At 58.1% G+C, this 12,391-nt stretch carries 12 protein-coding genes; 5 read left to right on the top strand and 7 right to left on the bottom strand.

Annotation, left to right across the window (positions count from 1 at the left end):
* Positions 1 to 53 precede the first annotated feature (53 nt).
* On the bottom strand, positions 54 to 770 hold the full coding sequence (locus tag ACI7MX_RS11340) for an OmpA family protein (protein ID WP_314489831.1): 717 nt from the start codon (positions 768 to 770) through the stop codon (positions 54 to 56).
* Positions 771 to 952: 182 nt separating this feature from the next.
* Positions 953 to 1,636 (bottom strand): deoxyribose-phosphate aldolase, encoded by a 684-nt coding sequence (gene deoC, locus ACI7MX_RS11335; protein ID WP_405586703.1) that lies wholly within the window; start codon positions 1,634 to 1,636, stop codon positions 953 to 955.
* Between the two features lie 121 nt (positions 1,637 to 1,757).
* Between deoC and deoR the strand changes: the two genes are divergently transcribed.
* Positions 1,758 to 2,528, top strand: coding sequence for a DNA-binding transcriptional repressor DeoR (gene deoR / locus ACI7MX_RS11330; protein ID WP_314489826.1), 771 nt, complete (start codon positions 1,758 to 1,760; stop codon positions 2,526 to 2,528).
* Here the strand turns inward: deoR and ACI7MX_RS11325 are convergent.
* The 5 genes from ACI7MX_RS11325 to ACI7MX_RS11305 form a co-directional block, all read right to left on the bottom strand.
* Entirely contained in the window at positions 2,525 to 3,613 is a 1,089-nt protein-coding gene (locus tag ACI7MX_RS11325; protein ID WP_405586707.1) for an aldose 1-epimerase family protein, read from the bottom strand. The two genes, deoR and ACI7MX_RS11325, sit on opposite strands and share 4 nt — an antisense overlap.
* A complete protein-coding gene (fucP, locus tag ACI7MX_RS11320) occupies positions 3,610 to 4,941 on the bottom strand; it encodes an L-fucose:H+ symporter permease (RefSeq protein WP_314489822.1) in 1,332 nt (443 codons plus the stop codon). The genes ACI7MX_RS11325 and fucP overlap by 4 nt, the downstream gene beginning before the upstream one ends.
* A gap of 67 nt (positions 4,942 to 5,008) precedes the next feature.
* Positions 5,009 to 5,929: a ribokinase gene (rbsK, locus tag ACI7MX_RS11315; protein ID WP_314489820.1), complete on the bottom strand. Its 921-nt coding sequence runs from the start codon at positions 5,927 to 5,929 to the stop codon at positions 5,009 to 5,011.
* A 307-nt stretch (positions 5,930 to 6,236) separates the two neighbouring features.
* Entirely contained in the window at positions 6,237 to 6,986 is a 750-nt protein-coding gene (locus tag ACI7MX_RS11310) for a histidine kinase (protein ID WP_405586711.1), read from the bottom strand.
* A gap of 94 nt (positions 6,987 to 7,080) precedes the next feature.
* Positions 7,081 to 7,836, bottom strand: a complete 756-nt coding sequence (locus ACI7MX_RS11305; RefSeq protein WP_405586714.1) for a FadR/GntR family transcriptional regulator — start codon at positions 7,834 to 7,836, stop codon at positions 7,081 to 7,083.
* Between the two features lie 243 nt (positions 7,837 to 8,079).
* Here ACI7MX_RS11305 and ACI7MX_RS11300 point away from each other — a divergent pair, with 243 nt between their 5' ends.
* From ACI7MX_RS11300 to ACI7MX_RS11285, 4 genes are all read left to right on the top strand, one after another.
* Entirely contained in the window at positions 8,080 to 9,504 is a 1,425-nt protein-coding gene (locus tag ACI7MX_RS11300; RefSeq protein WP_314489813.1) for a gamma-aminobutyraldehyde dehydrogenase, read from the top strand.
* Between the two features lie 222 nt (positions 9,505 to 9,726).
* A complete protein-coding gene (locus ACI7MX_RS11295; RefSeq protein ID WP_405586718.1) occupies positions 9,727 to 10,332 on the top strand; it encodes a dimethylamine monooxygenase subunit DmmA family protein in 606 nt (201 codons plus the stop codon).
* Positions 10,329 to 11,297, top strand: a complete 969-nt coding sequence (locus ACI7MX_RS11290; RefSeq protein ID WP_314489810.1) for a PDR/VanB family oxidoreductase — start codon at positions 10,329 to 10,331, stop codon at positions 11,295 to 11,297. The genes ACI7MX_RS11295 and ACI7MX_RS11290 overlap by 4 nt, the downstream gene beginning before the upstream one ends.
* A 15-nt stretch (positions 11,298 to 11,312) precedes the next feature.
* Positions 11,313 to 12,350, top strand: coding sequence for a DUF3445 domain-containing protein (locus tag ACI7MX_RS11285; RefSeq protein WP_314489808.1), 1,038 nt, complete (start codon positions 11,313 to 11,315; stop codon positions 12,348 to 12,350).
* Positions 12,351 to 12,391 lie beyond the last annotated feature (41 nt).

The following is a 12,391-nucleotide window of genomic DNA, read 5'->3' as shown; positions in this document are numbered from 1 at the left end:
TGCTTCGCAACCGGACGCCGCCTGGGGCAGCTGCTACGAGGTTTGCGTATACGTTAAGGGTACTGCTGAACAGTTCCGGGTTGCTGATAGTTCATGCCCGGAATCGGCGCCAGAGTGATTTGCACGCGGCGGTTCATGGCACGACCGTCAGCCGTTGCGTTGCTGGCAATCGGGTCCGCAGGCCCCATGCCCTTGACCGTCAGGTACTGGCCGCTCACGCCCTGAGACGTCAGGTAGGTCGCTACGCTCTGCGCACGCTGCTGGGAAAGCTGCATGTTGTAGGCATAAGCGCCGGTGTTGTCGGTGTAACCCACCACCTGAATTTGCTGTTGATTGTTCAATTGCTTCAGCGAATTGGCCAGGTTGTTCAGCGGTTGGTAGAAGCTGGAAGCAATGCTCGCCGAGTTGGTGGCGAAGGTAATATTGCCCGGCATCACCAGCGTGATGTTATCGCCCTGACGCTGAACTTCTACCCCGGTATTGGCCATGCTGGCACGCAATGCAGCTTCTTGTTTATCTGCGTAGTAACCATAACCGGCAGCCCCAAGACCTGCCACCGCAGCACCAATCAGTGCGCCTTTGCCACGGTTATTGTGGTCGATGGCCGCACCGGCAACAGCACCGGCCAACGCGCCCAAACCACCGTAGGTAGCCGTTTTGCTCAGGCCAGTAGACCCTTGACCTTGGTTCTCATACGGGTTGGGGGTAGCGCAGCCAGCCAGCAAGGCCATCGCGCTTGCGGCAATAATCAAACGACGCGAGTTGAACATGGTGAAGCTCCTGTCAATCTATCTGGGGGCAAAAACATGGGCGTTAGACTTCTGTGGAGCATTGGAACGCGACCAACGGTAAAAATTCCACCCACCCTTTGGGCGATTACGATAGCTGCCGGATCGCCTGCCCACAAATCAAGCTGCCTTTAAACGCCCACCCACAGATTGATTAACTCACCTCAGTAGCCCGAACCTGTCGCCTGAGCGCCCGTCACAATGGAGATACCCGAGCTGGTGCCCAACCGCGTAGCACCCGCTTCAATCATCGCCACGGCTGTCGCGTAATCGCGTACACCGCCCGAAGCCTTGACGCCGATATCAGCACCCACCACCCGGCGCATCAGCGCCACGTCTTCAACCGTAGCTCCGCTGCGACTGAAGCCTGTGGAGGTTTTGACGAAAGCTACGTTCAACTCACGGCAGATTTCACAGGCGCGTATTTTCTGCTCGTCATCCAACAAGCACGTTTCCAGAATGACTTTGAGCGGCACGCTGCCACACGCCTGCTTCACGGCCTCAATGTCATCACGCACAACCTGCAGAAGCCCTTCTTTAAGGGCACCGATATTGAGCACCATATCGATTTCACCCGCCCCAGCGGCAATCGCCTGCGCGGCTTCAAAGGCTTTGCTGGCGGTTAAACCGGCGCCCAGCGGAAAGCCCACCACAGCACACACCTTGACCTTCTGCCCAGCAAGCAATTGCGCCGCATAAGGCACTTGGCCAGAATTGACGCACACGGAATAAAACCCATGCGCCTGCGCTTCACGGCACAATGTGGCGATCTGCTCACGTGAGGCATCAGCAGCCAACAAGGTGTGATCGATATACTGGGCCAGTGCTGCGGGTTCAATCTTGATCATTGCTTCATATCCTTTAATGAGTCATGACCTGTGAGCGCATCAACGCCCCCAGGGCACACCTGTTATGTTGCTAAATTCACAATTCGTGTTACTTATTTACCACAATTAATCGACTGTCGGAATGCCTGTGGACCGTAAAAAATCAGATCGCATCAAACTGATCCAGCAAGCCCTGCATGATCAGAAGGCCATTCATTTACGAGAAATGGCCGCCTTGCTGGACGTCTCGGAAATGACTCTGCGCCGCGATCTGGGCCGCCACCCGGACAAATTTCATCTGTTGGGAGGGCATATCACGCTGGCGTTCGACCCCACCGAAACAGCGGAATACAAGCTCACCGAGCAAGGCACACGGCACGTCGAAGAGAAGCGGAGAATCGGTAAGCTCGCCGCTGCGTTTATCCAGCCGGGCGACACCGTGTTCTTCGATTGCGGCACAACCGTTCCTTTTGTCGTGGACTTCATTCCCGACGATCTGGAGTTCACTGCGGTGTGCAATTCACTCAACGTCCTGCTCAAACTTCAGCAGAAACCCAATTGCAGCATCGTGCTGTGTGGCGGCACCTTTCACCGAAAAAATCAGGTATTCGAACATCGCGATGAAAGCAGCATCCTGGACAACGTGCGCCTGACCTGGGCCTTTGTATCGGCCGCAGGCGTCAGCCAGACCTTGGGCGTGACCTGTTTTAACTTCAACGAGGTCGAGGTCAAACAGAAGGTCTTGCGCCAAGCCCAGCACTGCATGTTGTTGGCCGACCACACCAAATTCGATGCCGTCAAAACAGCGCACTTCGCGACACTGGAACACTTTCACGTGGTGGTCTCGGACAAGAAACTGCCCAAGACCTACCGCGACTTGATACAAGCAAACGGTGCCAAGGTAGTGATTTAACCCGCTGACCAATCTGCTTCCAGTCGGCGCATTTCATCCGCCGACAAATAGCCCGTAGTCACGCTGAATACCGCGCGCTGCCCGGGGTCAAGCGTGCGCACATGACCCTTGGCCTTTTCTGCCAAATACCCTTCTGGCTCGCACGTGGCGGGCAGCACGAATGCCGCGACCTGTTGGTCAGGGTTGTGCAGAACCCAGCGCGCCGCATGTTCAAATTGCTCGGGCTTGTAGCGCGTGTAAAAAGCAGCGCCTTGTGGATGCTTGAGCAGAAAATGCGCATCGCCGTTGCCGTCTGCCTTCACGCCATCGAAAAAGCACACGATTTCCGGGTCGTACAGGTCGGGGCTGTCCAGCGTCGACAAGCGTTCAGGCGCTTTGGTCAAGTCAGCCATATAGGCCGACCACGCAGGTGTGGGTTTTACATGCGCCGGGACACTGCTGCGCATACGCGTGCGCGCAACACCCAACGGCTCGAAAAATTGGCCCTGCGCCACATAGGCGTAATTCATATGCGCCATGTACATCAGGTCCATCGGCTTGCCAGCAAGATTACTCACGTCCATGCCGATATCGAACAACGCCGTTCCCGCCCGCAACGTGACACTGGGGCACGCGCGATAATGATCGCCAAACCCCTGAACGTATTCGTACTCCCCGCCCAAGCTCAAGAACACACCGTCTGCATCCTCTCCCACTTCCAGCCAGGCACTATCCATCGGCGCGCAGGGCATTTCGCCGTGTATCGGATGGTCGTCCTGCGGTGAAGGGCAGCCGTTGCGCAGCAAGCCGCTGTGAAACATAAAGCAGCCATACGTACCCAGTACTGTGGGGCTGGGACGGGGCTGACTGAACATATTGCCCATGGTCAGGTTGCAGCCGTCGAACACAGCTGACCACACCATCTGGCCCTGATACGGCAGCACCACAACGCGCCCACGATTGTTTTCCAGCGCCAGCGCTTTCACCCCCGAAGGATAGGTCCAGGCCAGCACGAGAAAATCAGAGGACTCAAGCAGTGTTTTTTCTGCACTGCCAAATAATTCCGGAAACAACGCCAACGTAACCTTCTTCGCAGACGTGCTCATGAGGCCACCACTGCACACACCGGCAACGGCTCTGTGCGGGTATCACGCAGGCATTTGAGCGCATAGGCCACGATCACCACAAAGCACACCAAAGGCACGCTGTAGGCCAGTTGCATATTGCCGTGGGTCGCGTCAGACAACAGCCCCTGAAAGATTGGAATCACACCGCCGCCGACAATGCTCATCACCAACAGTGAACCGCCCACACCTGTGTCTTCGCCCAGACCATCAATGGTCAGGCCGTAAATGGTCGGCCAGCACGGCCCCAGGAAAATACTCACGCCCACCGCGGCGTACACCGCCGTGATATTGGGCACCAGAATGGTGTAAGCCAGCAGCACGATGGCCAGCACACCATAAATGGCAAGCACTTTGGCCGGGTGCATTTTGCGCATCATAAAGTTGGCAATCAGCTTGCCCACAAAATACGCAGCAAACGTGGTGATCAAAAACCACGACGCACTGCGCTCGTTCATTCCGCCCATTTGCATGGCCAGCCGAATAGTGAAGCTCCACACACCCACCTGCGCACCGACGTACAAAAACTGCGCCAGCACACCGAAGGTAAAGCGCGGGTTACGCCACAACCGCGACAGGCTTTGGCCCACGCTGCTGGTTTTCACGCGGTCTTTGACAATGCCTTTGCACGCAGGGAATTTAGTGATGGCGATCAAGATAAACATCAGCACCAGCACAGCGATCATCCACTTGTAGGGCAGCAAGGTGGACTGAATCATCTGCAACTGCTCAACCGCCGCTTCTGACGCACTCATTTGCGTTAATTGCTCGTGGGTGGCGTCCGTGTCCTTGAACATCACAAAACTGCCAACATACACCCCGGCCATCGCGCCGAACGGGTGGAAGGTCTGCGAAATATTCAGGCGGCGTGTGCCGGTTTCACGGGGCCCCATGAGCGTGGAGTAGGTGTTGCACGCCGTTTCAAGAAACGACAGGCCCGCGGCAATCACAAACAGCGCCAACAGGAACATGCCGTACTTAGCCGTGGCCGCCGCTGGAAAGAACAGCAGGCAGCCGCCCATGTACAGCAGCAGTCCGATCAAAATAGTGGTCTTGTAGCTAAACCGTTTGACCACCATCGCTGCCGGAATTGCCAGAAAGAAGTAGCCCAGATAAAACGCCGACTGCACGAACGCGGTCTCAAAATCGCTGAGCAAGAACGCCTTTTTGAAGTGCGCGATCAGCACATCGTTCATGCCCGCAGCGGCCGCCCACATGGCAAAAATGCTGCACAACAGCAGGAACGCGAACCACGGCGTACGGTTGAGGTAATAGCCATCCGGGGTTTGTTGGAGCGCGGATTTTGTCATTATTGTTCTCCGTGATCTGCAGGGATGCCGCGTGCGCCCTACTCTGTGAAGGGCTTCACGCAGCGGCTTAAAGTGACGCTAAAAACTGTGCGAACGGGGCAGCGTCCGGGTAGGAGGTTTGCGTGCCGAGGCCGGTGACCGAAAACGCGGAATAGGCCACGGCCAAGGTCATGGCGTGGCGGATGTCACCGTCCTGGCTCCAGTGATGGGCAAAGCAACCGATAAACGCATCGCCTGCCCCCGTGGTATCACGCGCTGCGACGTTGAGGCCTTCGACCTGAAACTCGCCTTCCTCGCCCACGTACAACGCGCCGTTGGCACCCAGGGTGACAATCACGTGACGCACGCCCTCTTCGACCAATTGGCGCGCAGCAATGAGTGCAGACTGTGGCCCGTCTACCGGCAGGCCGGTGATCAGTGCCAGCTCGGTTTCGTTGGGGATAAAGAAATCCAGCTGCGACAAGTGCGCGTGGCTCAAACCGGCCACAGCAGGTGCAGGATTGAGCAACACCTGAATGCCGTTACGCTTGGCAAAGTCGATGGCGTAGTAAACGGTGTCGAGCTCGATTTCGAGTTGCAGGACGATCAGCTTGCAGTCGCGCAGATCGCTTTGCGCGGCATCAATATCCGCCGGCTTGAGGTGAGCGTTGGCGCCTTTAATGATCAGAATGCTGTTGTGCGAATCGCACTTCACAAAAATCGGAGCCACACCGCTGGAGACACCCGGCACACGCTCGACATAACGGGTATCAATGCCAAAGCGCTTGAAATTAGCCAGGGTGTTGTCGGCGAACATATCGTCGCCGACCTTGCTCAGCATCAGCACGTCAGCGCCCAGCTTGGCAGCGGCAACGGCCTGATTGGCCCCCTTGCCGCCACAGCCCATGGCAAAATCGGGAGCTTCGAGGGTTTCGCCCTGTGCAGGCATCCGGTCGATGTAGGTGATCAGATCCACCATGTTGCTGCCAATGACCGCGATCTTGTTCATCAATAATTACCTTGTGAACGCCTCGATTCAGTGATCGATGGCGCATTATTTTTGTTATTTAAATAACATTTACTGTGACTATTCAATCTTTTTTATTGCGCACACGACAAAGCGCACAACCAAAAATGGGCCAGACATCACTGCCTGGCCCATTAGAGGCCGCACCAATTGCGTAGCAGTTGCCGAAGGCTACGTCCGATTGCGAAGCGATCGTAAAACTGGAATTTGTGATCTGCCTGCTAAATCGCAAGGGCTGATTTGCGACGACTTCGTCGCCGAACGTCGCCTTCGGCAACTGCTACGGGATTCAGGCGGCCTTGCGCAGCGTTGGCAAACGCACCAGCGACCAGCCCGCTTCCGGTTCGGCCAAGGCCAGGCGCTCGCCTTGCGAAGGCAGCGGCTGCAAGAGCCTTGAGGCCAGGTCCCCGACCATCCAGTTGGGGCTATTGGACGCAATCACGCGGCCATCCACTGCGATCAATACCGCTTCGTGTTCAAGTCGCATCAAACTGCGAATCAACAGGCGCTCGACGTTGTGCAGCGACAAATCCAGCCCCGCCACGCCGATAAAACGACCGTCGACCACAATCGGCACGGTGAAGGTCAGCACGTACATGTTGGTGCCGTAGAGGTCAACGTAAGGACCTTCGACGCAGCTCGATCCCGTGCTGCGCGGACGACTGAACCAGGGCATGGCGGTGTAGTCGTAAAAGTTCTCGCGGCGCAGGTCGAAATTCGGCCGCAAGGGCATGGTTTTTCCGCCATCTGCCAAATACCACCATTCCAGATGCATCTCGCGATCCGCCAGACAACCCGGTTGCAGAATCACTCCGCCCCCACAGCCGAATGCGCCAGTGGCCAGCAGCTGCCGGTCGATATCGGGGCGCAGTGTGGCCAAGTCTTTTGCCGTGGGTTGACGGCCTTCCGCCAGCACCCGCGCCCAGAGGCTACGGGTCTCATCCACCAACTGACGGACCTGACCGAAGATTGTCTCCAGTGTGCTGTTGAGCTGCTGAATACAGGCACCAAGGGGAGCGTTCTCACTCGCGGCGAACATGGCATTACCTCACGCAGGTTTTGGGCTTTCTTTTTATAGGTTAGGGCTGTGTTTGCACTTCATTGCGAACATTCACGCAAATACCACGCCAGACTCACGCGCTTTCATCACCTGAAGCCAGCAGTTCTAGACGCAGGCCGATCAGGCGCTTGATCCCGCGCATGACATGCGCCTCTGCCAGCGCACCGGCCAATACCACATCGTTATTGACCAGCGCTTGCAGAATCGCCCGGTGCTCCTGCTCGACCAACGACACGTCATTACCGCCCATCGCGTCCAGCCACAGCAACTCGCCCACTTCTGATTGCAGGCGCATTTCGGCACTGGTCAACCTCAACGATTGCGCGGCGGCGGCCACTTCAATGTGAAAGCGTGCATCTGCCCGGTGCCGTGCCTGCCGCGTCTGAGCGTTGTGCAGGGCGTCGATATGCTGAGCGATACGGGCGTGATGCTCGGGTGAGCTGCGTTGCGCCGCCAAGCGTGCTGCGGTGCCGGAAATGGCCACGTGCTCGTCGCCCAAATCACGCAAGTCCGGACCGCTGATGTCTTTGAGGCGCTGCAACAACAGGGTTTCGGGCAATTCCACCGGCGCACAGACAAAACTGCCGCCGTTGCGTCCGCGCCGGGTTTCGATCAACCCGCGTTGACGCAGCACCACAAGGGCTTCACGCAAGGTGACCGTCGCCACGCCCAGTTGCAAGGCAAGCTCACTCTCGCTGGGCAGTTGCTGCCCTTCGGCGAACAATCCCAACTCAATCGCTTCCACCAGCCGCCTCGCGACCTCATCGGTACGGCCTTCCTGGCGTAACCGGATAAAGGCAGTACTGCGGGCTGTATTCAGGGCACTCATCGGTTCTCCACATTCCTCGACTTGCAGGGTAACTGCCGCCCTTGTGGGGCAATGAGGCATTTAAAGGTTCGGATTCGTATCTTATAGCGATTGAAGCACCCCTGATAGGCGAAATATCAGCACAGCTTGCGCACGCTACAAACTTTAAGATATGTTTCCATATGTTTTAGATACCAACCTGCGTCGGTTGGCCTCTTCTCTTCATTGCGACTCTCCATCCGCACGCTGACCAAGGGATACGCCATGCAAACCAAACTTCTGATCAACGGCCAGTTGGTCGACGGCGAAGGCACTTGCCAACCTGTTTACAACCCGTCGCTGGGCACTGTGCTGGTGGAGATTGCCGAAGCCAGCACGTGCCAAGTCGAAGCTGCCGTCCTCGCCGCCGACCAGGCCTTTGAAGGCTGGGCACAAACGCCCCCCAAAGACCGCGCGCAGTTGCTGCTCAAGCTGGCCGATCGGATCGAAGAACAGGCTCAAACCTTGGCCCGCCTGGAGTCACTCAATTGCGGCAAGCCTTACCAAGCCGCTCTGAATGACGAAATTCCCGCTATTGCCGATGTGTTTCGCTTCTTCGCCGGCGCCAGCCGTTGCATGTCCGGCTCGGCTGGCGGTGAATACCTGCCGGGTCACACCTCGATGATTCGCCGCGACCCGCTGGGCGTTGTGGCCTCCATCGCACCGTGGAATTACCCGCTGATGATGGTCGCCTGGAAGCTTGCACCTGCACTGGCCGCCGGTAACTGCGTCGTGCTAAAACCGTCAGAACAAACCCCGCTCAGCGCCTTGAAACTGGCTGAAATCATCGCTGAGCTGTTCCCCGCAGGCGTGGTCAACATTCTGTTCGGCCGCGGGCCGAGCGTTGGCGAACCCTTGGTCACTCACCCCAAGGTGCGACTGGTCTCCCTGACCGGCTCAGTGGCCACCGGCGCGCGCATCATCGGCGCCACCGCCAGCAGCGTAAAACGTACCCACATGGAATTGGGCGGCAAAGCGCCCGTGCTGATTTTTAACGACGCCGACATCGACGCCGCCGTTGAAGGCATTCGCGCCTTCGGCTTTTATAATGCCGGACAAGACTGCACCGCCGCCTGCCGCCTGTATGTGCAAGAAGGCGTTTACGAGCAATTCGTGCAAAAACTGGGGGCCGCTGTGGGCAGCATTCGCCACGGCCTGCAGGACGATCCTGACACCGAACTCGGCCCTTTGATTACCCGCGATCATCTGGAGCGGGTCGCAGGCTTTGTCGAGCGGGCCAAGGCTCAGCCACATATACGCGTCATCACCGGCGGCAACCGCGTCGAAGGGCCGGGCTTCTTCTTTGAACCCACGGTGCTGGCCGACGCACGCCAGGACGATGAAATCGTCCAGCGCGAAGTCTTTGGCCCAGTGGTGACGATCACTCCATTTACGGACGAAGCCCAGGCCTTGGGGTTCGCCAACGACTCGGATTACGGCTTGGCTTCTTCGGTTTGGACACAGGATGTAGGCCGAGCCAATCGCCTCGCCTCGCGCCTGCAATACGGCTGCACGTGGGTGAATACGCACTTCATGCTCGTCAGCGAAATGCCCCACGGCGGCATGAAACACTCCGGCTACGGCAAGGACATGTCCATGTATGGACTGGAAGACTACACCTGCGTGCGCCATGTGATGTTCAAGCACTGATTCGCACCTTATACGAGCACGCGCCCCGTTATCGCACCTTTTCTGTGCGCTAAAGGGCAGCAGTGAGCGAGCAACATGGCTAGGAATGGGCCGAAACCTAATACATATAAAACAAGATGAAATATGGCATAGGTTCTGCTTTGTACTTCGCATGAGCCTGAACCTGCCGTCCTTTGTTACCGAACGGCACCGTGGCGGTAACGTATCAAGAGGTGTGTAACCATGCTTATCACCGGCATTAAAAGCCGCCCCGTCTATGACGTGCTGCGCCCCATGGAGGGTGGCCTGCGCCACCTGATCGCAGGCCAGGGCAGCGGCGGCACGGCCATGCTGCGGCTGCTCGAGGAAATGACCCTGAGCCAGCGCCAGAACTGCACGTTGCTCTACTCCACCGAATCGTTTTCCGGGCATAACCACTTCAGCGCGCTGCAACACTGCGCCGCCGATGACCTGCACGTTTTTAACAGCAACCAGGCGCTGCTCAAAGCCTTGCATACCTGGTTGGGCAACGCTCACATGGGCACACGCCTGTACCTCAGCGGCTCTGAAAGTTTTATCGGCACGGCGATGCAAGCGGCCAACGCGGTAGACCTGAACCGCGACGAAGTGCTGCGCGAACACAGCGGCACTCTGGTGCGACGTGTCTGGTGCGTGCACTGCGACACCTACACCGAAAACGTTACCCAACGCCTGTTCACCTGCCCCGGCTGCCAGCTCAATCTGGTTGTACGTGATCATTACTCACGCCGCCTGGCGGCGTTTCAGGGCATCAAGGCCGATGGCGAAGTACCGGGCGAACTGCCCCCTGCCGAGGAGTTGGACACATGAGTACCCATAACGGAACCCTCAGCGTGCGGGTTGCCCGCATCGAGGCGATGACCCCGGAAATCACCCGCTTTACCCTGGTCGACCCGGAGGGCAAACACTTGCCGGCGTTTTCCGGCGGCAGCCATGTGGTGGTGCTGGTGCCTAACGGCGACAAGACCCTGCGCAACGCCTACTCGCTGATGAACTCGCCATATGACTCCAGCGCCTATCAAATCGCCGTGCGCCGGGTCAGTGAAGGTCGTGGTGGCTCGCGCTACCTGCATGACCAGTTGAACGAAGGCGACCTGATCCAAATATTGCAGCCGGCCAACCTGTTCCCGCTGGCCAAACATGCGCGCCAGCATGTGTTTATCGCGGGCGGCGTGGGTATCACACCGGTGTATTCGCAGCTCGAAGAACTGCTGCTCAAACAGGCCGATTTCGAATTGCACTTGGCGGTTCGTGGCCCGGAGCACACCGCACTGGGCCTGGAATTAAAAGCGCGCTACGGCGAGAAGGTCACGCTGTATGTGCCGGGTGAAGGCCCGCGCATGAACATTCGTCAGATCCTCACCGACCGCCCGCTGGGCAGCCACGTGTATGCGTGCGGCCCCGACAGCATGATCGACGACACCCTGGCCAGCGCCCGCGCACTGGGCTGGACCGACAGCCATGTGCACTTCGAGCGCTTCGTCGAACAAGGCTCCAACGGCCAGCCGTTCACCGTCACCCTGGCGCGTCAAGGCGTGACGCTGGAAGTGCCGCCCGATCAATCGTTGCTGGAAGCTGCCGAGCAGGCCGGTTATCAGGTGCCGTACCTGTGCCGGGGCGGTGCCTGCGGTTACTGCGAAACCGAAGTGCTGGAGCTTGAAGGCGAACTGGATCATCGCGACGACTGGCTCAGCGAAGAAGACAAACTCAGCCAGCGCAAATTTATGCCGTGCGTGTCCCGCGCCACGTGTAGCCGCCTGGTCGTAGACCTCTAATTCAGGAACTAAAAGATGACTGCTTTCAAGCCAATCGAAACCTACTCCGGCGACTACACCTACAGCAACAGCCGCGAAGCGGTCACCCGCTTGCCCTTCCCGTACCCGGAAGACCAGTACATGTACTCGATGAACGTCGAACCGCATGTGCCATTCGGCCAAGGCGCCCTTCGCGCTCAATTCGACATCGACGAACATTACATCTCCGAGTGCCATCACCGCGCCCAGACGCTGGAGAACGAGCCCGGTGTTCACTACGCCGCGCTGCCGCACATGATGGAAGCCCAATGGGACTTGCTGGAGTTGCTGATGGAGTCCTACTCCCGTGACTTCCCAGAGCATTTCACCCTGGAGAAAAACGGCAGCCAGTGGCACTGGATCAACCGCCCGCTGCAAATCAATCAGACCTTCACGTTCGGTGACACCAGCACCTTGCCGATGGAGCCGATGGAATACATCACCCGTCAGGCCCAGGGCGAATTCATCCTGCTCGAAGAACGCGACGAAACCCTGATCATGGGCGCAGGCATGGCCACTCAGCGAGCAGACTACTCGTTGCGTTTCAACCTGGGCATGAGCTTTATGGAGTTTCATGGCCCGGTGCCAAAACTTCATGAGATGGGCATCCTGCAACGCGCCCTGAAGTTCCTGCTGCGCCTGCAACCCGGTCACCCGGTGCGCCGCACCAACTGGTCGATCACGGTTAACCCGCGCCTTGAAACGTCGGCTGAAACCTTGCCGGACTGGGCGCCGGATCGCACCATCGTCACCGCCGAAAACGTTGGTGAACTGGTCAACCTGCGCGTCGAACTGCAACCGCTGCACCGCCTGCCGCGCAGCAACGCCGTGTTGTTCCCGGTGCGCACCTATCTGGTGAGCCTCGCTCAACTGGCCGAGTTCGCCCCGCAATGGGCCAAACGCATGCACCGAGTGATCCGCGATCTGGATCAGGAACTGGTGGATTACAAAGGCTTTACCCGTTACCGCGATGCCATGGTGACGTGGCTTTCGCAGTACGACGACGGCACGCCGGTTGACGAAAGCCAGCACTAACGTTTGTACCTGTAGCGCGCCTGTTCAGGCGCGCTTTTTTT

It is taken from the genome of Pseudomonas sp. 2024-210 (assembly GCF_045062345.1).
Classification (GTDB): domain Bacteria; phylum Pseudomonadota; class Gammaproteobacteria; order Pseudomonadales; family Pseudomonadaceae; genus Aquipseudomonas.
Note: the sequence above shows the minus strand (reverse complement) of the source record. Positions and strands in the feature narration are given on the sequence as shown.

Bases quoted from the DNA above. Each gene is read 5' to 3' on its own strand.
- fucP (WP_314489822.1), bottom strand. From the start codon at position 4,941: ATGACAAAATCCGCGCTCCAACAAACCCCGGATGGCTATTACCTCAAC.
- ACI7MX_RS11290 (WP_314489810.1), top strand. From the start codon at position 10,329: ATGAGTACCCATAACGGAACCCTCAGCGTGCGGGTTGCCCGCATCGAG.
- ACI7MX_RS11300 (WP_314489813.1), top strand. From the start codon at position 8,080: ATGCAAACCAAACTTCTGATCAACGGCCAGTTGGTCGACGGCGAAGGC.
- ACI7MX_RS11305 (WP_405586714.1), bottom strand. From the start codon at position 7,836: ATGAGTGCCCTGAATACAGCCCGCAGTACTGCCTTTATCCGGTTACGC.
- deoC (WP_405586703.1), bottom strand. From the start codon at position 1,636: ATGATCAAGATTGAACCCGCAGCACTGGCCCAGTATATCGATCACACC.
- ACI7MX_RS11285 (WP_314489808.1), top strand. From the start codon at position 11,313: ATGACTGCTTTCAAGCCAATCGAAACCTACTCCGGCGACTACACCTAC.
- deoR (WP_314489826.1), top strand. From the start codon at position 1,758: ATGCCTGTGGACCGTAAAAAATCAGATCGCATCAAACTGATCCAGCAA.
- ACI7MX_RS11325 (WP_405586707.1), bottom strand. From the start codon at position 3,613: ATGAGCACGTCTGCGAAGAAGGTTACGTTGGCGTTGTTTCCGGAATTA.
- ACI7MX_RS11295 (WP_405586718.1), top strand. From the start codon at position 9,727: ATGCTTATCACCGGCATTAAAAGCCGCCCCGTCTATGACGTGCTGCGC.
- rbsK (WP_314489820.1), bottom strand. From the start codon at position 5,929: ATGAACAAGATCGCGGTCATTGGCAGCAACATGGTGGATCTGATCACC.
- ACI7MX_RS11310 (WP_405586711.1), bottom strand. From the start codon at position 6,986: ATGTTCGCCGCGAGTGAGAACGCTCCCCTTGGTGCCTGTATTCAGCAG.
- ACI7MX_RS11340 (WP_314489831.1), bottom strand. From the start codon at position 770: ATGTTCAACTCGCGTCGTTTGATTATTGCCGCAAGCGCGATGGCCTTG.